This is a genomic window from Pedobacter frigiditerrae (assembly GCF_004331645.1).
Lineage (GTDB): Bacteria > Bacteroidota > Bacteroidia > Sphingobacteriales > Sphingobacteriaceae > Pedobacter > Pedobacter frigiditerrae.
The window spans coordinates 1080561-1101452 of sequence record NZ_SJSK01000001.1 but is presented as its reverse complement, the minus strand read 5'-3'; the positions used below and the strand labels follow the sequence as shown (position 1 = coordinate 1101452).

At 35.1% G+C, this 20892-nt stretch carries 22 protein-coding genes; all 22 read right to left on the bottom strand.

What is annotated here, in order from left to right; all coding sequences use genetic code 11:
• Window positions 1-3: 3 nt before the first annotated feature.
• Entirely contained in the window at window positions 4-1455 is a 1452-nt protein-coding gene (locus EZ428_RS04700; RefSeq protein WP_131551944.1) for a complex I subunit 4 family protein, read from the bottom strand.
• Between the two features lie 19 nt (window positions 1456-1474).
• Window positions 1475-3376: an NADH-quinone oxidoreductase subunit L gene (nuoL, locus tag EZ428_RS04695; protein ID WP_131551943.1), complete on the bottom strand. Its 1902-nt coding sequence runs from the start codon at window positions 3374-3376 to the stop codon at window positions 1475-1477.
• Between the two features lie 17 nt (window positions 3377-3393).
• Window positions 3394-3723: an NADH-quinone oxidoreductase subunit NuoK gene (gene nuoK, locus EZ428_RS04690; protein WP_131551942.1), complete on the bottom strand. Its 330-nt coding sequence runs from the start codon at window positions 3721-3723 to the stop codon at window positions 3394-3396.
• Complete coding sequence (locus EZ428_RS04685; protein WP_131551941.1) at window positions 3716-4222, bottom strand: NADH-quinone oxidoreductase subunit J family protein; 507 nt, start codon at window positions 4220-4222, stop codon at window positions 3716-3718. The genes nuoK and EZ428_RS04685 overlap by 8 nt, the downstream gene beginning before the upstream one ends.
• A 102-nt stretch (window positions 4223-4324) precedes the next feature.
• Entirely contained in the window at window positions 4325-4825 is a 501-nt protein-coding gene (locus EZ428_RS04680; protein ID WP_131551940.1) for a NuoI/complex I 23 kDa subunit family protein, read from the bottom strand.
• Window positions 4826-4834: 9 nt separating this feature from the next.
• Window positions 4835-5872 carry an NADH-quinone oxidoreductase subunit NuoH gene (nuoH, locus tag EZ428_RS04675; protein WP_131551939.1) on the bottom strand — a complete coding sequence of 346 codons (1038 nt, stop codon included), beginning with the start codon at window positions 5870-5872 and terminating at the stop codon, window positions 4835-4837.
• A complete protein-coding gene (locus EZ428_RS04670; RefSeq protein ID WP_131551938.1) occupies window positions 5872-6882 on the bottom strand; it encodes a 2Fe-2S iron-sulfur cluster-binding protein in 1011 nt (336 codons plus the stop codon). The genes nuoH and EZ428_RS04670 overlap by 1 nt, the downstream gene beginning before the upstream one ends.
• Window positions 6883-6884: 2 nt before the next feature.
• A complete protein-coding gene (gene nuoF / locus EZ428_RS04665) occupies window positions 6885-8261 on the bottom strand; it encodes an NADH-quinone oxidoreductase subunit NuoF (protein ID WP_131551937.1) in 1377 nt (458 codons plus the stop codon).
• Window positions 8261-8776, bottom strand: coding sequence for an NADH-quinone oxidoreductase subunit NuoE family protein (locus EZ428_RS04660; protein WP_131551936.1), 516 nt, complete (start codon window positions 8774-8776; stop codon window positions 8261-8263). The genes nuoF and EZ428_RS04660 overlap by 1 nt, the downstream gene beginning before the upstream one ends.
• Window positions 8769-9983, bottom strand: coding sequence for an NADH-quinone oxidoreductase subunit D (locus EZ428_RS04655; protein ID WP_131551935.1), 1215 nt, complete (start codon window positions 9981-9983; stop codon window positions 8769-8771). Before EZ428_RS04655 ends, EZ428_RS04660 begins: the two co-directional genes overlap by 8 nt.
• Window positions 9984-9989: 6 nt before the next feature.
• A complete protein-coding gene (locus tag EZ428_RS04650; protein WP_131551934.1) occupies window positions 9990-10490 on the bottom strand; it encodes an NADH-quinone oxidoreductase subunit C in 501 nt (166 codons plus the stop codon).
• Window positions 10490-11032: an NADH-quinone oxidoreductase subunit B gene (locus EZ428_RS04645; protein ID WP_131551933.1), complete on the bottom strand. Its 543-nt coding sequence runs from the start codon at window positions 11030-11032 to the stop codon at window positions 10490-10492. Before EZ428_RS04645 ends, EZ428_RS04650 begins: the two co-directional genes overlap by 1 nt.
• A gap of 173 nt (window positions 11033-11205) precedes the next feature.
• On the bottom strand, window positions 11206-11577 hold the full coding sequence (locus EZ428_RS04640) for an NADH-quinone oxidoreductase subunit A (RefSeq protein ID WP_131551932.1): 372 nt from the start codon (window positions 11575-11577) through the stop codon (window positions 11206-11208).
• An 80-nt stretch (window positions 11578-11657) separates the two neighbouring features.
• Window positions 11658-13388 carry a tetratricopeptide repeat protein gene (locus tag EZ428_RS04635; protein WP_131551931.1) on the bottom strand — a complete coding sequence of 577 codons (1731 nt, stop codon included), beginning with the start codon at window positions 13386-13388 and terminating at the stop codon, window positions 11658-11660.
• A gap of 89 nt (window positions 13389-13477) precedes the next feature.
• Complete coding sequence (locus EZ428_RS04630) at window positions 13478-14386, bottom strand: substrate-binding domain-containing protein (RefSeq protein ID WP_131551930.1); 909 nt, start codon at window positions 14384-14386, stop codon at window positions 13478-13480.
• A gap of 245 nt (window positions 14387-14631) precedes the next feature.
• Window positions 14632-15453, bottom strand: a complete 822-nt coding sequence (locus tag EZ428_RS04625) for an energy transducer TonB (RefSeq protein WP_131551929.1) — start codon at window positions 15451-15453, stop codon at window positions 14632-14634.
• 23 nt (window positions 15454-15476) lie between these two features.
• Window positions 15477-16028: an ExbD/TolR family protein gene (locus EZ428_RS04620; protein ID WP_131551928.1), complete on the bottom strand. Its 552-nt coding sequence runs from the start codon at window positions 16026-16028 to the stop codon at window positions 15477-15479.
• Between the two features lie 9 nt (window positions 16029-16037).
• A complete protein-coding gene (locus EZ428_RS04615; RefSeq protein ID WP_131551927.1) occupies window positions 16038-16655 on the bottom strand; it encodes an ExbD/TolR family protein in 618 nt (205 codons plus the stop codon).
• Window positions 16656-16739: 84 nt separating this feature from the next.
• Window positions 16740-17621, bottom strand: coding sequence for a MotA/TolQ/ExbB proton channel family protein (locus tag EZ428_RS04610; RefSeq protein ID WP_131551926.1), 882 nt, complete (start codon window positions 17619-17621; stop codon window positions 16740-16742).
• Window positions 17622-17912: 291 nt separating this feature from the next.
• Window positions 17913-19517, bottom strand: a complete 1605-nt coding sequence (pckA, locus tag EZ428_RS04605) for a phosphoenolpyruvate carboxykinase (ATP) (protein WP_131551925.1) — start codon at window positions 19515-19517, stop codon at window positions 17913-17915.
• Between the two features lie 132 nt (window positions 19518-19649).
• On the bottom strand, window positions 19650-20000 hold the full coding sequence (locus EZ428_RS04600; RefSeq protein ID WP_131551924.1) for a translation initiation factor: 351 nt from the start codon (window positions 19998-20000) through the stop codon (window positions 19650-19652).
• A gap of 1 nt (window position 20001) precedes the next feature.
• Window positions 20002-20880 (bottom strand): diacylglycerol/lipid kinase family protein, encoded by an 879-nt coding sequence (locus EZ428_RS04595; protein WP_131551923.1) that lies wholly within the window; start codon window positions 20878-20880, stop codon window positions 20002-20004.
• Window positions 20881-20892 lie beyond the last annotated feature (12 nt).

Below are 20892 nucleotides of genomic sequence, written 5' to 3'. Positions count from 1 at the left end.
TGTTTAGTTTAACCCTTTTAATTTTATTTGTTCTAATAAATGCTGTACCGATGCCTCAGATAAATGCATGATTGGTTTTGGATAAACACCCATCACAATAATTAATGCACAAATACTATACAACACAATTTTTTCTGTTCCTTTAATGTCGGTAAAGCCAATTGTTAAGTCGTTTGTTGTACCTAACATTACCTTTTGATACATTCTAAGCATATACACTGCACCAAATATGATTGTTAATCCTGCTACGATGCCTAACCACATGTTGTAGTTATAAACCCCGTATAACAATAAAAATTCTCCAATAAAACCATTCGTTCCAGGCAATGCAACTGTTCCTAACACGATAATCAAAAAAGTGATGGCTAATTTCGGAGCAACTTTTGCTAGTCCGCCCAATTCCTCAATCTTATTTGTTTTAAGACGAGATGAAATGATATCCAATACAAAGAATAAACCGACCACATTAATACCATGACTTAACATTTGCACCATAACGCCTTGCAATCCTTGAGTGCTCATTGCGAAAATTCCAGCAGAGATTAACCCAACGTGTGCAATTGACGAATAAGCCACTAAACGTTTAGCATCCTTCTGCGTAAAGGCAATTAATGAAGCATAGATAATTCCAATAACTGAAAGAATCATCACCACACAAATCCAATCATTTACACCTTGTGGTACAATTGGCAATAACCATCTAATTACGCCATAAATACCCATTTTTAACATGATACCTGATAATAACATTGTTCCAGTTGTTGGAGCTTCTGTATAAGTATCTGGTTGCCAAGTATGAAAAGGAAATATTGGCATCTTAATAGCAAAAGCAATAAAGAAAGCCCAGAAAACCCATCCTTGTTGATACGAATCTAAGTTTAAAGCATAAAAGGCATTAATATCAAAACTTTTAGCTTGAAGATATAAATAGATTAATCCAACTAGCATGAAAAGTGAACCCGCAATCGTGTAAACAAAAAACTTCATGTTTACTTTAATTCTATCTTTTCCTCCCCACATTGCGCAGATAAAGTAAATTGGAATTAAAGCTGCTTCCCATCCTATGTAAAACAAAAACCCGTCTAATGCAGTAAATACCAATAGCAATCCGCTCTGCATGAATAATATTAATGCGTAAAAAGCATTCGCATTTTTGTATTCATGCTTAAAGCTAGCTAGAATAATTAACGGCATTAAAACGTTTGTTAAAATAACTGTTATCATACTTATGCCATCAATACCAGCGTGGAAGTTTATTCCTAATTGCTGTATCCAAGGATAACTTACTGCAAACTGAGTTGTTGCATCTGGCGTAAACTGAGTTAATAAACCAATTGTAACGCAAAGCGATAAAAGTGCAAAACCTAAAGCACTTACCTTGGCAGCAGTGCCCTTAAGTAGTGAGGTAACAATTGCACCTACAAGAGGTAAAAATAGGAGTAATAATAGTTCCATTTATATTTGTTGAACCGAATTAAGCGATAGATAAATAAGTATACAATAACAAAGCGACGATACCGAATACCATCATAAATATATAGAAGCCAACATTACCAGATTGTAAAAGACGTAAACCTTTGCTTCCTTCTGTTGCCGACCAGCCAAATCCATTTACTAAACCATCAATAACTTTTTTATCTATAATGCGATAGAAAAACTTAGAGAACGCATCTAAAGGTTTAGTGATAATGGCATTATAAATTTCATCTAAGTAAAACTTGTTATATGATATTTTTGCCAAAACTGAACGTTTACCTTCATCAGGAACTGGAACGTGAGCATTTTTAACATATTTAGTATAAGCATAACCTAAAGCAACTAAAGCTGCTAACACTGAAGCGCCCATTAAAGCAAATTCTTCTGTATGACTTAACTCTAATTCTTTTGGAGCGATACCTGCACCAATTAACCAATGTGCCAACCATTCGTTACCACCAAATACGTGTGGAATATTTATCAGTCCACCAACTGCTGCTAAAATAGCTAACACGATTAATGGATAAGTCATCACTTTTGGTGATTCATGAATATGTTCTTCTGCATGATGTGTTCCACGGTATTTTCCAGAGAATGTCAAGAACATCATTCTGAACATATAAAATGCTGTTAAGAATGCCGTTAATAAACCAATTGCCCATAACACTTTATTGTATTCGAATGCGTGAGCTAAAATTTCATCTTTTGAAAAGAAACCTGAAAATGGTGGTATTCCAGCAATAGCGATAGTACCAATCATCATCGTAGCGAAAGTAATTTTAAGCTTAGATTTTAATCCACCCATGTGGCGCATATCTTGCTCATGATGCATAGCATGAATTACAGAACCAGCGCCTAAGAATAACAATGCTTTAAAGAAAGCGTGAGTTAAAACATGGAAGAATGAACCTGTATAAGCACCAACACCTAAACCCAAAAACATATAGCCCAGTTGTGATACTGTCGAATAAGCTAATACTTTTTTAATATCTGTTTGTGTTAAAGCAATAATTGCAGCTATTAAAGCAGTCGCCGTACCGATGATTGCAATAATCATTTGAGTAGTTGGCGCTAAGTTGAACAACACACTTGAACGAGCAATCATGTAAATACCAGCCGTTACCATCGTTGCAGCATGGATTAATGCCGAAACTGGTGTTGGACCAGCCATCGCATCCGGCAACCAAGTAAATAAAGGTAACTGTGCAGATTTACCACAGGCTCCAATAAATAATAATATGGTGATAAGCGTAATTACTCCAGCACCAGGCATCATACTTGCAGCTTGAGGAAATACTTTTGCAAATTCTACACTCCCGAAAGTATTGAAGATTAAAAACACACCGATTAAAAAGCCTAAATCCCCAATTCTATTCATTACAAATGCTTTTTTAGCCGCACTTGCATAATTGCTCTTGGTATACCAAAATCCAATTAAAAGATAAGAGCATAAACCTACACCCTCCCATCCTATGAACATCACAATGTAGTTTGAACCTAAAACTAAAATCAACATGAAGAAGATAAATAGGTTCAAATAAGCAAAGAATTTACCGAAACCAGCATCTTCATGCATATATCCAATCGAATAAAGATGGATTAGAAAGCCAATACCTGTTATAATTAACAGCATAATTGAGCTTAATGGGTCGTATAAGAACGAAAGTGGAATATGTAAATTACCAGCACTGATCCAATCGAAAAGTTCTACACTAACTTGATATTGACCACTGTTTTTTAATTCAAAAAACAAATCAACACTTAATAGAAATGCAGCTAAAATTACACCACTTCCAATCCAGCCAATCAAGCTTTTGCTGAATGTATTTCTTCCTAGGCCATTAATTACAAAGCCTAAAAGCGGGAGTAAAGGAACTAACCAAAGTAAACTATTTATCATCCTTTTCTTCTATATAATTACCACTTAAGGCGATTTAACACATTAATATCTATTGATTGGGTATTCCTGTAAACCATTACAATAATTGCTAATCCTACTGCTACTTCAGCTGCTGCTAAAGCCATAATAAAAAACACAAATACTTGACCAGATGGATCATTATGGTGTACTGAAAAAGCAGTAAGTAATAAGTTAACAGAGTTTAACATTAACTCTACCGACATAAAAATCACAATGGCATTTCTTCTGGTTAACACACCAATTACACCAATAGTAAAGATAATTGCACATAACCAAATGTAGTGGTTAAGTGGAACTGTTTGCATGGTTGATGTTAAATTATCCATTTGCTTTTTCTTCTTTTTTGGTTAATAATACTGCACCAACCATTGCCGTAAGCAATAAAATTGATGACAATTCAAATGGCAACATGAACGGCCCGAATAACTCCTTACCTAAGTTTTTAACCAATCCTAAATTAGGGTTTTGCAAAACTAGCGGACTATTAATTGATACTGCTTTAAAAGAACCAACTAGCGTTACTAGCAAACATCCGCCAGCAATAACACCGAGAATTTTTACTAATGCTGATTTATTAGGTTCGTTTTCCTTGTTTAAGTTCAATAGCATCAATACAAATAGGAATAAAACCATAATTGCACCCATGTAAACTATGAAATTTACCACTGCTAAAAACTGTGCGTTTAATAACACATAATGAACAGTAAAAGTAAAAAAGGTAAGAATCAAGTACAAAACACTGTGGATAGGATTCTTCGAAAAGATAACCATCAGTGAAAAGATGATGCTTAATGTTGCTACAAAATAGAATACTGAAGTACCCATTAATTTTTATTTGTTTAGTTTATTCGTTTTTCTATTACTTGTCATACTGAGCTTGTCCAAGCATCTCTATATTAGATTCTTCGCTACGCTCTGAATGACAAACTATTTTACCTCTAAAGGTGCTTCAACCAATTTATCTTTTCCGTAGATAAAATCCTTGCGCAAATAATCCGATGGCACAATTGGTCCATCTAAATAAATAGCTTCTTTAGGGCAAGCCTCTTCACATAATCCACAAAAAATACAACGTAACATGTTAATTTCATATACCGCTGCATATTTTTCTTCTCTATATAATTCCTTCTCTTCTGGTTTACGCTCAGCCGCAATCATGGTAATGGCTTCTGCTGGACATGACAAAGCACATAATCCACAAGCTGTACAACGCTCTCTTCCTTCTTCATCTCTTTTTAAAGAGTGCATTCCTCTCCAGTTGATTGAAAATTCTCTTTCTTGTTCTGGATATTTAATGGTTGAACTTTTCTTAAAAAAGTGGCTCATTGTAGTACCTAAACCTTTAACGATAGCAGGCAAATACATACGTTCTGCGAAGTTAAGTGGCTTTTGTTCCAGTACTTTTTTCTTGTTACTTAATGATTCCATATCTCTCTCTTAAAACTTATTTACAACAGCGATAACAATACCTGTAATAATGATGTTTGCAATAGCTAAAGGAATTAATCCCTTCCAGCCTAAATTCATCAACTGGTCATAACGGAAACGAGGGATTGTCCAACGTACCCACATGAAGAAGAAGATAAATGCAAATATTTTTATGAATAAAACAACCGTTCCAATTAATGCCGCAGTATTTGGACTAACCAATCCGGCAACTGTATCCATCCAGGGGTAATTGTAACCTCCAAAGTATAAAGTTGCCATCACGGCCGATGAAACAAACATATTAATGTACTCAGCAAATAAATAGAAACCCAATTTCATTGAAGAATACTCTGTATGATATCCACCGATTAGCTCAGTTTCACATTCAGGTAAATCAAATGGTGCACGATTAGTTTCCGCAAAAGAACAAATCATAAAGATTAAAAATCCTAATGGTTGATAAAGTACATTCCAATGCCAACCATGTTGTTGCGCAACAATCTCTTTTAAACTTAAAGTATTAGTCATCAAAAGCAGGGCGATGATAGATAAGCCCATCGCCACCTCATAACTGATATTTTGAGATGCAGCTCTAATTGCACTTAATAATGAATATTTGTTGTTAGATGCCCACCCACCAATCATAACACCATAAACACCTAATGAGACTACTCCAAATAAGTAAAGTACACCAACGTTTATATCTGTTACTTGTAATGGAACTGCCCTTCCGTTAATGGTTAAATCTTGGCCCCATGGAATAACTGCTGTACCAATACAAGCACAAAGCATTGCCAAACCAGGACCAACCATGAATAACCATTTACTTGCATTTGAAGGAATAATCTCTTCCTTCATGAACATTTTTAAACCGTCAGCTAATGGTTGTAAAATACCAAAGGGACCAGCTCTATCAGGTCCAAGTCTATCTTGTAAAAATGCCGCCACTTTACGCTCTGCATAAGTAGAATACATTGCTATTACCAAGCTAATGGAGAACAGAATAGTCACCAGCAAAAACTTCTCGATTACAAAATTTATATCCATTAGAATTTAGTGCTTTTTTCTAGTTCAACTTTATTTGCTTCTTGTAAAGCTAAATTTTCTTTAATAACAGGTAAAGGTCTAAAAGTATCGTAGTGATTTGATGCAATAACTGAAGTATCAGCAATAGCAGTTGGTTGTTCTATGTTCCAATCTGACGTTGCTTTTTTCTCGAAACGACAAGTATTACAGATAAATTCTTCAACCTCACCAAATTGGTCTTTACGAGCCGTAACACGTAAAACATCAGCTCCTTTATACCAAAGCGTAACCTTACCATTACATTTTTCGTGGTCGCAATTTCTATGTGCATCTACAGGTTTAGTAAACCAAACCCTATTTTTAAACCTGAAAGTTTTGTCTGTTAATGCGCCTACAGGACAAACATCAATTACGTTTCCTGAGAAATCGTTATCAACTGCTGTTTGGATATAAGTAGAAATTTCTGAATGGTCTCCACGATTTAATATACCGTGAACACGTTTGTTGGTAATTTGATCTGCCGTAAACACACAACGATAACATAAAATGCATCTGTTCATGTGTAACTGGATTTTATCACCTATGTCTATTCTTTCGAAAGTACGACGCTCAAACTCATAACGAGTGCGCTGTAATCCATTTTCGTAACCTAAGTTTTGTAAATCACACTCGCCAGCTTGGTCACAAATTGGGCAATCTAACGGGTGATTAATCAATAACATTTCCACAACACCATTTCTTGCTTCCAAAACTTCTGGAGAAGTGATATTTTGAACTTCCATTCCGTCCATTACTGTGGTACGGCAAGAAGCAACTAGCTTAGGCATCGGACGAGGGTCTTTCTCAGAACCTTTACTTACCTTCACAATACAAGTACGACATTTACCACCACTACCTTCTAACTTCGAATAATAACACATTGCAGGTGGCACAATGTCACCCCCAATTTGCCTTGCAGCATTGAGAATACTTGTACCTGGTGCTACTTCTACCGTTATACCATCAATGGTAACTTTCATTAAATCACTCATGGTTAAAGATTATCCTGTTTAACTTCTTCAACTTTTTTCTCTATCGGAACAGCGTAATTGGCCAAACCATAATTACTACTTAAGCTCTTAACTGGCTCTTTTACGTGCCATTCAAACTCATCTCTAAAATGTCTAATTGCACTTGCAACTGGCCAAGCCGCTGCATCACCCAATGGACAAATTGTATTTCCTTCTATTTTTTTAGATACATCAACTAACAAGTCGATATCACTCATTTTTCCATGTCCGTATTCTAATCTGTGCAATACTTTTTCTAACCAACCAGTACCTTCACGACAAGGTGAACATTGTCCACAGCTTTCATGATGATAAAAGCGAGAGAAATTCCAAGTATTTCTAACAATACATTGGTCTTCATCAAAAGCAATAAAACCACCCGAACCTAACATTGTTCCTGTTGCAAAGCCACCTTCAGAAAGTGATTCGTAACTCATTAAACGAGGTTCACCGTTAGCATATTTTAAGGTTAAGTTTGCTGGCAAGATTGGCACCGAAGAACCTCCAGCTACAGTAGCTTTTAGTCTTTTACCATTTGCAATACCACCGCAATATTCATCAGAGTAGATAAATTCTTCAACAGGTAACCCTAATTCAATTTCATAAACACCCGGTTTTACCAAGTTTCCAGAAGCTGATATTAATTTTGTACCTGTACTTCTACCAATACCGATTTTGGCATATTCATCACCTCCATCGTTAATGATTGGCACAACTGCAGCAATTGATTCAACGTTATTTACTACTGTTGGACAACCATATAATCCAGCAATTGCAGGGAAAGGGGGTTTAATACGAGGATTTCCTCTTTTACCTTCCAGTGACTCTAACAAAGCAGTTTCTTCTCCGCAGATGTAAGCACCACCACCAGGTTGTACGTACAATTCTAAATCGTATCCTGTTCCTAAAATATTTTTACCTAAAAATCCAGCAGCCTTAGCTTCAGCAATTGCTTTTTCTAGAATACGGATTTGAGGCATCATCTCACCACGAACGTAGATGTATGATGTTTTAGCACCAAGAGCAAAACTAGCGACAATCATTCCCTCAATTAAAGCATGAGGAATGTAAGTCATTAAATATCTGTCTTTGAATGTTCCAGGCTCAGATTCATCAGCATTACATACCAAATAGCGAGCAACGCCTTCTGGTTTAGCTAAGAAACTCCATTTCATTCCCGTTGGGAAACCAGCGCCACCTCTACCACGTAAACCCGATTTTTTAACTTCTTCAACCACTTCATCAGGAGTTAAGGTTTTTAGTGCTTTTTCTACAGCACGGTATCCGCCTTTTTCGCGATAAACGGCTAGCGTGTTAATGCCAGGTACGTTAATATGTTCTAATAATAGTTTACGTCCCATTATTTATTGCGTAAATTGTCTATTAATGTATCAACTGATTGTTCAGTCAAGTTTTCGTAGAAAGTATATTCAGGGCCAATCTGCAAAACTGGAGCATAACCACAAGCCGCCAAACATTCAACACCTCTCCAGCTAAATAAGCCATCAGCCGTAACTTCACCTTCTTTAACGCCAAGCTTTCCTTCAATATGTGCCATTATCTTTTCTGCACCAACTAAACAACAAGGTCCAGTTCTGCAAACTTCTAATACATATTTTCCTTTTGGCTGTAAAAAGTACATGCTATAAAAAGATGCTACTTCATAAACCTCAATTGGCTCGATGTTTAAATACTCAGCAACTTTATCCATTGCAGGAGCACTTGTCCAACCAAATTCTGCTTGTACCAAATGTAATAAGGGTAGCAAAGCTGATTTTTGTTTTCCAGCGGGATAACGACTAACAATCTCATCAAACTTTTCTACTAAAGCCGATGAAAATTCTACAGGTTGTTGTTGTTCTTCTACTTTAAGCATCTAATTCTCCTGCAATAATGTTCATGCTACTCATATTGATAATGGCATCTGATAACAGCATACCTTCACTCATTTTTGCGAACATCGAATAATTAATAAAACTTGGTCTTCTAAAGTGTAAACGATAAGGTGTTCTACCACCATCATTTATCAAATAAAAACCTAGCTCTCCGTTACCACCTTCTACAGCGTGGTAAACTTCTGCTTTTGGTGCATCAATTTCTCCCATCACAATTTTAAAGTGATAGATTAATGCCTCCATGTTATTGTAAACTTGTTCTTTTCCTGGTAAGTAAAATTCTGGCACATCAGCGTGGAAAATCCCTGCTGGTTCACTTTTCAATTTCTCTAAAGCTTGCTCGATAATTCTTACACTTTGCCACATTTCTTCGTTACGAACTAAATAACGATCATAAATATCGCCACTTGTTCCCACTGGAATTTCAAAGTCAAAATCTTGATATGATGAATAGGGTTCGCTAGTACGAACATCATAATCAACTCCAGTTGCACGTAATAAAGGGCCAGTCCAACCAAAACTTAAAGCATTTTCTTGAGTTACTTCGGCAACGCCAGCAGTACGATCAATAAAAATACGGTTACGGTTTAAAAGGCTTTCAAACTCTCTTAACGCTACAGGGAATTCTTTTAAAAATTTATTGATTTTCGCAAAGGCGATATCGTTAAAATCTCTTTCTAAACCACCAATACGACCAATGTTAGTCGTTAAACGAGCGCCACAAATCTCTTCGTAGATCTCATAAATATGTTCTCTAAACTGGAATAAGTAAAGGAAAGTTGTAGTTGCACCAGTATCTTGAGCAATAATAGTATTGCAGATGATATGGTCCGAAATCCTCGCCAATTCCATGATAATTACACGAAGGTAATCAACACGTTTAGGAATTTGGATATTCAATAATTTCTCAACCGTCATGTGCCACCCCATATTATTAATAGGAGATGAACAATAATTTAAACGGTCGGTTAAAGGTGTGATTTGATAGAATGGACGATGTTCAGCAATTTTCTCAAATGCTCTATGGATATATCCAATAGTAGAAACTCCGCTAACAATACGCTCGCCATCTAATTGCAAAACGTTTTGAAAAACACCGTGTGTAGCAGGGTGAGTTGGGCCTAAATTTAGGGTCACCAATTCGCTCTGCGGATCATTATCTGTATATACTGGTTGATTGTGCTTCATTAGTTCTTATCTACCAAAGTATTCGTCTTTTTTATCAACTCTGTTTGGATCTTCTAGTGGATATTGTTTAAGCATAGGATGTACACCCAAATCGTCCATATTTAAAATCCTTCTTAAATCAGGATGCCCTTCAAACTTAACCCCAAAAAAATCATAGGTTTCTCTCTCCATCCAATTTGCAGAATTCCACAAGGTTGATGCAGTTGGAATAGTTGCTTCATTCTCGTGGATGAAAACTTTAAGCCTCACTCTAATCCCGCTAACCATACTGTGCAAATGGTAAACCACTGCTATTTGATTTTTTTCTGGGTAATGAACTGCCGTTAAATCAGTCAAGAAATTGAAATTGATTTTTCCGTTTTCCTTTAAGAAAGTTAGCGCATTAATTACTTTATCTTTTGTAGTTGAAAAAGTAAGTAAGCCATAAGGTTCTGTTACATCAAAAAGTTGCTCTCCGAATTTCTCGCCAAGCAAATCAATAATTTCTGTATTTGTTGCTTTAGCCATTATTCTATTCCGTAAGAAGCTAACATTTGTTTGTATTGGTCAGAATATCTTCTTCTACCAGATTCGTTCTTAACCAGTTCTTGTATCTTACCAAAGCCATCTAAAATAGCTTCTGGACGAGGAGGGCAACCTGGCACATAAACATCAACGGGAATAATCTCATCGATGCCTTGTAACACAGAATAAGTATCGAAAATTCCTCCACTAGATGCGCAAGCACCCACAGCGATAACCCAACGAGGCTCTGCCATTTGTAGATAAACTTGCTTTAAAACAGGACCCATTTTTTTTGCAATGGTACCCATTACCATTAAAAGGTCTGCTTGGCGTGGAGAAAAACTTAATCTTTCTGCACCAAAACGACCAAAATCGTAATGAGAACCCATAGTTGCCATAAACTCGATACCACAACAAGAAGTTGCGAATGGTAAAGGCCACAATGAATGTGAACGTGCCAAACCGATAACTTTATCTAAAGAGGTAGCAAAAAAGCCTGAACCTTCTATACCCGGTGGCGCATCTACTATATTAATTTCACTCATGTCATTAAACAAAAAATGCTTATTCCAAATTGAGAATAAGCAACAAATTTACAATATTTTAAAAGTAATTTGATTAAGGGATTGGCATTTAGAATCTTTCTAAATAAAATAGTTTACGGTTGACTATTTTCAATTTTTAGTTCGCTAATTGCATACTAAAAATTGATAACTGACTATGTCCAGTCTAAAGCTTTTTTCTTTAAAATATAGATGAAACCCAATAAAAGTGTGCCCATAAAGATGAACATCTCTATAATTCCATTCCATCCTAGTTCTCTAAAGTTTACTGCCCAAGGGTACATAAAGATAACCTCTACGTCAAACAGTACAAATAATATCGCAACCAAGAAGTATTTAATAGAAAATGGCTGACGAGCATTTCCTACAACTTTAACACCTGCCTCAAAAGTCGAAAGCTTATCACTTGTTTTACGTTTAGGGCCTAAAAAGTGTGTAGCAAACAATGTTACTACCACAAAGCCTAAAGCAACAATAACTTGAAATATAATTGGTAAAAAATCCTGTGCCGAACTTGCAGTTTCCATCTTGTATTATTTTAGGCAAAATTAAAAGAAAAAGGCAGGATTACAAACCCTGCCTTTTTCTTTTTATCTATTAAGAATTATTATTTTTTAATTGGAGCCTTTTTTACCGGTGCAGCTGGTGCTGTTAAATACTTAATATTATCAAGCGCATTTGCATTTGCCGGATCAAGAGCTAAAGTTTTATTAAAATATTCTTTCGCTTTTTCTTTATCCTTTGCAGCTGTAAAAGCTCCTAAATAATTATAAGAATCTATTAGACCTTTAATATTAGAAGGTATAGAAGCTTTTTCAGGTTTCGTAACTGTAACCAACTCAATATATTTTTCATAAAATGGAACTGCTAATCCAACAGGAGCCTCAGCATTATCCATCAATTTATTAATACGGGCTCTGTACAAGATGCCAGCTTCAGTTTCTGGTGCAATAGCTAACAACCTAGTAAATGCTGAGTCAGCTTCAACTAAGACCTTTTTTTCAACAGCCTGTTTTTCTTTAGGCATTGTTGCATAATTCCAATAATCAGAGTAGCCTAACCAATATTGGTTAATACCCATCGCAGGATTTTTCTTATTGAGAGAAATTACTTTTCTGTAAACATCAGCTGCTTGAGCATATTTTTTAGCAGCAAATAATTTTTGAGCAATTGGTGTTAATTCTTCAACTTTTGTTGTATCTAATTCAACACCTTTAGTAATATTCAATACAGCTAAACTGTCATTACCTGTACCCTGTAATGCCTTACCTAAATAAAGATAATCAGATCCAATTACACGAGAAGCATCTTGCTTTCTTGCAAAAAGCTCTTCCATATATTTTACTCCCTGAGGAAAATCTTTATTCTCTACCGCAGAGTAGCCACGCATACGAATAACTACAAAGTTTTTAGGATCATTTGCATTAGGGGCATTTAAGGTTGCAACTTCTTTCCCAAGTGTTGCAAAATCATTTGCATACACCAAAAATTGTGCATAACGTAATCGAGAATCAAACGATTTATCAGTTAAATCCAAATATTTACGCATGTTTTCAAGAGATGAAGCTCTTTTTGCTTCAGCAGTTTTTGGATCAGAAGCACGTGACCATTGTTGATCATTTTCTGCTAATTCACGATAAGCAGGGCCATAATTAGGATCACCAGCAACAGCTTTTTTCAATTCTGTGTCCGCTTCTGGGAAAGCAAAAGCCATTTTATACATTCTACCAATTTGCACGTTTGCACGATACAAAGTTGGATTGATATCTAAAGCTCTTAAATACAGTGGATAAGCCTCCGTATTTTTAACTTGCATAGCCCAATAATCAGCTAATGCCAAGAAAGTTTCAGGATCTTTATCTTTTGCATCTAACTCATCTGCTTTTTGCAAATTAGGTAATGCAGCAGCATAATCAGGAGTTTTTTGTGCTAAATAAGCTTTTCCTATTTGTAAGTAAGTTTGATAATCTTTTGTTCCTAATTGTAAGGCTTTATCAAAATTTGTTTTTGCAGATGTTGCATTATTTGCCATTAAATCTGCATGGCCAAGGCCAACAAAATTTAACGCATTTTTAGGATCAGCTGTTGTTCCACTTGTAAAAACAGCTCTTGCCGAATCAATCTCATCTGTTAATAAATAAACATTACCAAGACTAAAATAGTTATTTCCGTCTTTAGCTTGAGATGCCACTAATGTTTTTAACATAGCAGTAGCTTTCTGGTACTGTTCAGCGTCGATTGCCTTCTTGGCATCAGCTAAACTCTGGGCAAATGAGGCAGTACCACCCATCATTACTAAGCCTAAACTTAAGGCTATCGCTTTTTTAATCGTTTTCATTGTCATCATTTGTTTTAGTTAAATAAATTATTGGGCCTATATCTGGTTCTGCACAACAATTATATTCATTTAATTTTTAAATTAAAAATTTAGTTCGTGTTCTTTATGTTAAAATCCCTTGATATCATCTTATGAGGACCTAGTCCTGATTTGAGTACGATTAACTGACCACGAGGGCTATTTAACCAATTTGCAAATCCTGTGCCTAAACCATCACGTCCTTCTGCATTTATCAAATAAACATTTCTTAAAAATGGATAAACTCCATTAATAAGCGCATTCTGAGTAGGTTTATAATAAGAATCGCTCCCCTTTTTTCCGGAAATATTTTTCACACCCATTGTTTTGATGCGAGGCAAATATGACAATATGTCTTTGTTACTTTCTAACAACCAGTTAACTCCAACAACGCCAATATAACCCTTATTCTCTGCAACGTATTTAATTACATCATTATTAGTTTGTAAAGTATAAACTCCAGCCTTAGGTAATTGTACAACTTTTGCTGAATCCATAAAATACCTAACAGTGCTCGAACTAGCATTATCAAAAACAAGTTTTTTATTGCCTTTTGAGTTACCCCTCATGATATCATTGACTTCATTAACGGTAATATTAGTATCTAAATTGTCTGCATTTGTTATTAATGCAATTCCATCTATCGCAAACCGATCAGTAAAGATGGGAACCTTCATTTGATTATAATAACTTTCCTCCGAAGGTTTTAGCCTTCTGGACAGAATGATCATTTTAACTTCCCCATTTAAAAATTTTGGTAGAATTTTATATTCATTCCCAGCTATAGTTGTAACTGATGCGTCATGGTATTCACTTTTAAAGACCATTACTTGATCATCTAAAATCCTTGCAAATGATTCATCAACTAGAATTTTGGTGATTCCGGAAGTTCTAGTTTCAGGTATTTTATTTGTTTTTTTACGATTACAAGAAACAACTATACCAACTGCAAAAATTAACAAAAAAATTATTTTTTTCATTATTCAGTATCTTTTCTACTTATAATCCTATTGAATCTAATAATGGAGTAAACAACCAAAAGTATGGCAAATGCGATACGATACTCTTTTGGAAATCTTTCAGGATCGAGATTGACTAATTCCCCAAAAAATGCGATTAGAATGGCCAAGCATATAAAAATGGTAATCATAGCAAGGCCTAAAATGAACAGAAATCGCTGTTGAGGCGATTTCTGTCTAAAATAATCAAGATTAAACATCCTATATTATTGCGCTAAGTTAAAGCTAATTGGAATGTTATATTTTACACGAACCGGTTTACCATTTTGCATGCCTGGATTCCAGCGTTTGCTCAATTTCAATACCCTCATCGCTTCTTCATCTGTACCGTATCCTAATTTACGTTCTACTTTAAGATCTGTTAAAGAACCGTCTTTTTCTACCGTAAATGATACCAATACCTTGCCTTGAATATTGTTCTCAGCAGCCATCGGCGGATATTTAATATTATCACCTAAGTATTTGTAAAACTTATCCAAACCTCCAGGATAATTAGGTGGATTTTCCATACTAACAAAGTTATATACGGTATTATCCTCTACTACCTGAGCTTGTTTTGGTCCTTCACCTGCAGGAGCTATCTGAACGATATCAGCTGTTGGATCACCTTCAATTGTTTTTTGCCCAGGATCTGCCTTTTTCAAGTCTTCCAACTTAGGTGGCTCTTCATCCTGTACCTCGTTATCAGGTTTCACAATTGGAGGAGGGAATTTAATCTGATCCTGCTTTGGTGGTGGCGGTTCAACTGGCGGAGGTGTCTTCACTTCCGGATTAATTGGTGGAGGTGGTTGCATCGTCACCTCAATCATTTTTTCTGGAGGAGGTGCTGGCAATATTCCTGCTATTAAGGCATAAATCTTTGGCCCAACAAACAGTAATATAAATATCGCTGATGCAATTAATAATGATTTGGTTGTATTCTTTGCATTACTTTGACGAAGCTCATAAGCCCCATAATTTTTGTTCTTTTTTGCAAAAACTACATCAAGCCATTCTTTGTTAAATAAATCTATTTTAGATCCAAACATTGCTTAATATTTTAATTGTTAACTTATTTTAAAATCCCTTGAGCTCTCATAAAATCCTTCTCACTATCCATTAAATGGGCAGGATCATCATCAATTGCTGGGGCATTGATATTTGTTTTAGTAATGCTTAATTCATCCATGATATCTACAAAGTTTTTATAAGTAGAGCCATCGGTTGGTTTAATTACAATAACTATATCTTTACCGCCCATTTTTTCCTTAACTTCTTGCTTATTTTTCAATAAAGAAGCTCTAATGTCGGCAAACCCTTCAATTGTAGGAGGAGTGTTTGGAGACGGAACGCCCATATACCAAGCAATCTTATTGTTTTTGCCTAGTAAAATAGTCATTGTTTGAGATGCTTTCAGTTCTTTCCTGTTTTCATCTTTTATGTCCTTATCGGGTTTAGCAATGTCCATTGCTAATGGTTTAGATAAAGATGTGGTTAACATAAAGAAAGTAATTAACAAGAAAGCCAAATCAACCATCGCGGTTAAGTCTACTCTTGTAGATTGTTTTTTACTTCTTACTTTACCACCTTTATCACCACCCCCGCCGGTATTTAATTCTGCCATATCTTAATTTTATTTAGCAGCAGCTTCGGCTGATGTGATTAAACTAAATTTGTTAACTTTTTGCTTTTGAAGCACTTCTACAATCTTCCTAATAACTGGATATTCTTCTGGACCATCTCCCTTAATACTTACACGCATCTCTGTTTTGTGTAATTCTGCTACCGCGTAGCGAGATTGTTCAATCCATCTGTACAATTCATTATTAGCAGTAGAATCAACAGGAATTCCAGTTTCAAACTTAGATTTCGTTCTTTCTTCTGGGCTCATGTTTATGAATTGCTTCATTCCTTGCATCGGCACTCCGAAAGAAGACATTACAGCAAAACGCTTTAATTCTGCCTCTGTAAATTTGGCGCCATACAATGCACCCATTTTTAAAAGGGTTTCTCTTTTAATGTCTTGTCCAATAAGTTCGACAAAGACTTTTCCTTTACCAATACTCAATATTGCTAAATCTTTATCAGGCACTTTAAACTGAACCGTAGACGATGGAGTTTTAATATCCAAAGGATCTGGTTGACGTGAAGTTGCCGTTAAAATAAAGAAAGTTAACAACAAGAAGGCCACATCGCACATTGCGGTCATGTCTACCGAGGTACTCTTTCTTGGAACTTTTACTCTAGGCATAATATAAAAATTATAATATTTTAATTAATGATGTTAATTCTTCCGGTTTTCCATAAAGCCGGTAAAAAAAAATTAAAATAATTTTTATTTGTGCGTACTAGCGTAAGTTTGGATGATGCTAAAACCAGCCTCATCAATAGCATAAGTCAATTTATCGATTTTCGAAGTTAAGATATTATACATGATAATAGCGATAGTAGATGTACCGATACCTGTTGCTGTGTTAATCAAAGCTTCAGAAATACCTGTTGCTAACGCTGCTTGATCTGGTGCACCTGAGTTAGCTAAACCACCAAACGCTTTAATCATACCTGTTACAGTACCCAATAGACCCATTAATGTACCTACTGATACCAAAGTAGCAATGATAGTTAAGTTTTGCTCTAACATTGGCATCTCCAATGAAGTAGCTTCTTCGATATCTTTTTGAATAGCTAAACATTTTTGGTCAGTATCCATATTTTGCTCAGTTTCCATCTCGCCGTATTTTTTAAGACCAGATTTGATAACGTTTGCAACTGAACCTTCTTGTTTATCACATTCTGCAGCAGCAGCTGAGATGTTTCCTGAACTTAAAAGTGATTGAATTTTTTTAACAAAAGCATCTAAGCTTCCTTTTCCTGTTGCTTTACCGATAACAATTAAACGCTCAATTGAGAATACGAATACCATTAAAAGCATACCCATTAGAATTGGAACGATGAAACCACCTTTGTAAGCCATACCACCATAATTACCAACGTTAGGTAAAATTGAGTGAGTATCCTCATCAAAAAACGCTAGTGATAATTTACTGTTTGCACTTGCTACAGCAGGATCAATGATAAAGTTTGATGGTTTTCCTAATACAAAGATGAAAAGTGTAACCCCGATAAGGATACAAATTGGAATTACAAGAGTTGCAAATAAATTAGATGCAGTTGAGCTCTCTTTTTTAACTGTTGTTGGTTTTGGTGCGTTTGCCATTTTTTTTTAGTTTTTTAGTTTTAGTACTTTGTTTTTAAACTTTAATAAAATTAGTTAAAATATTTTATAGTAATACACACAACGTTTCATATAACTAAATGTTGCGTTGACAAATTTATAAATTGATTTTAATTTACAAATTAAATTAACGTTACACAATTAATTCGTTACGTTGCAACCTTTGCAATAAGGCTACCTGTATAACTAAAAAAGATTGCCGTTAGTTTGACAATCTTCCGCAATTAAAACTAAAAAATTACTTAAAAACAAATTTTCAGCAAAAAAAATACATTAAATGGCATTTTCAACAACTTTAGGGAGCGCATTTAATATCTTTTCATCTGCAAAATCTTCAAATTGCTTAAAGTTATTAACGAAAGCTAATGCAAGTTCATTTGCCTTATTATCATAATTATTTTTATCTGACCAAGTATTTCGAGGGTTTAATATCTCACTTGGCACCTCTTTACAAGTTTTAGGCATCAATAAACCAAATACAGGGTGTTCCTCAAAATCTGCTTTTAACAAATCGCCATTTAAAGCTGCAGTAATCATTGCCCTAGTGTAGCTTAACTTCATTCTATTTCCAATTCCATAAGGACCTCCACTCCATCCTGTATTAACCAACCACACATTAACATTGTGTTTTTCCATTTTTTCGCCAAGCAATTTTGCATATTTTGTAGGGTGCAGGGGTAAAAATGCTTTTCCAAAACAAGCAGAGAATGTTAATTGAGGTTCTGTAACACCAGCTTCTGTACCTGCAACTTTTGCCGTATAGCCAGATATAAAATGAAACATTGCCTGCCCTGTAGTTAACTTAGATATCGGAGGTAAAACTCCAAATGCATCTGCAGTTAAAAAGAATATATTTTTTGGAATTGGCGCTACCGATGGCTCAATAGCATTTTCTATATAACTTATCGGATAAGCTACCCTAGTATTTTCTGTTTTCTCGATATTGGAAAAGTCAACACTCCGGGTTCCTGGAAAATAGTTCGTGTTTTCTAATAACGAACCAAATTTGATAGCGTTAAATATTTGAGGCTCTTTTTCAGCAGTTAAATCAACACACTTAGCATAACAACCACCCTCAAAGTTAAAAATGGAGTTTTCTCCCCAACCGTGTTCATCATCACCAATAAGCCCCCTTTTAGGGTCGGCAGACAAAGTTGTTTTACCAGTGCCAGATAAGCCAAAAAATATAGCGGTGTCTTTATCTTCCCCTACGTTTGCAGAACAATGCATTGATAAAGTCTTCTTTTGTTCAGGTAGAATAAAATTCAGCACAGAAAAAATACCTTTTTTAATTTCACCAGTATAAGCCGTACCTCCAATTAAGATTATTTTCCTTGAAAAATTTAAAATCGAAAAATTGGGTTGCCTAGTACCATCAATCTCAGGATTAGCTAAAAAGGATGGCGCAGCTATGATTGTCCATTCTGGTTGCGCAATAATTTCTTCCTGCTTAAATCTTAAGAATAGATTATTGGCAAATAGATTTTGAAATGCATGTTCAGTAACAACTCGAATGGTTGTTTTATATTTTTCATCAGCACAAGCATAAGCATCTCTCACATAAATTTGCTTGGCATTAAGGTGATTAGTTATCTTTTCAAGTAAACCATCAAAGTGTTGCTCGCTTATTTTAATATTAACATCGCCCCACCAAACTGATTTGTCGGTAACTTCATCACAAACAATAAAACGATCTTTAGGAGAACGACCAGTAAATTTGCCTGTATCAATTGCTAATGCTCCACTATCTGCTAATGTACCTTCGTTATTTTGGACTGCCTCCTCAACCAATTGTGCTACACTAAGCTGATATTTTATTTTTTTGGCATACAGATTTAGATAACCCAAGTTAGGTTGCTGTTCATTAAAAGTGCTCATATATTTGGTTTAATATGCTGCAAAGCTAAGCAGATATAAACTCAAAAAACACAATTTTTAAGGAAAAATTTTACTTATTGTGGCTAATACACTAACATTTAAGCAATTGAAAATCAATCACTTAAATATTGATTATCCTCCAGATTTTTTTACTTTATAGCCTTCTTTTTGTAGTAATAAAAGCACCTTGTCTCTAAAGTCTCCTTGGATTAAAATCTCGCCATCTTTTGCTGCCCCGCCAACTCCACATTTAGTCTTCAACATCTTTGCCAAAATATCTAATTGCTCTTCACTGCCTCTAAAACCCGTTATTAATGTAACCGCTTTCCCACCACGATTTTTCCTGTCAAGCTGTACCCTTAAATCTTGTTGAGAATTTGAAACATTTTCCTCAATCTGAGATTCTTCTTCATAAACAAAAGCTGGATCAGTAGAAAACATAATCCCTCCAAAATCATTGATAACTTTCTTTTTTGGCTTCATTCTATTTTGCAATAATGTTTAAAGATAATGGAACTATATCAATGTTAATATCCTTGCCCATTAAAAATGGTTCACCATCAAGGTGGATTGAGTCTTCTTTTTCCCTAGTGATTTTGATTTGCTTACCTCGAATAATCTCTACCATTTCAGATTTATCCGTAGTAGCTCGTAACATATGATAAGCAAGGACAACGATTTTATATAAGGGAAAAGGTTTAACTATACAAATATCTAATAAACCATCTGTTAAAGAGGATTTCGGAGAGATATGTACATTATTTCCATATTGTGATGAGTTGGCTATACTAACTACGTAAGCTTTTCTTTTATACAAAACCCCATCAATTTCTATATCATAAGTTTGAGATTGATAGGAAGTCATCTCTTTTAAACCCATTTCTACATAACCTTTAAGCCCTCTACTTTTATTATTTGCAAAAACAGAACTGATGTGCGCATCAAATCCCATCCCTGCCATATTAAAAAATGGCTTATTGTTAAGTATAGCTGTGTCAATCAGTTTCACATTAAAATCATTAATCAATTCAATCGCCTTGATGGTATTCATCGGTATTTTTAAAAATCTGGCCAATCCATTCCCAGATCCAAAAGGAATAATTCCTAGTACCTTACCTGTTTGGATAACCTTTGGGGCAATTTCATTAATTGTTCCATCTCCACCCACAGCAATAATCACATCAAAATTTTTATTACCGGCCTCCTCAGCTATTTCTGCAGCGTGACCGATGTATTCGGTAAAACTAAAGTTTGGGCTAAACTTTTCCTTATCTAGGTGCCTATCTATAACTGAAGGTATCTTTTGTTTTTTTTTACCTCCAGAAATAGGATTTATAATAAATAAGATGTTTATTTTTACCAATGTGTGATGATT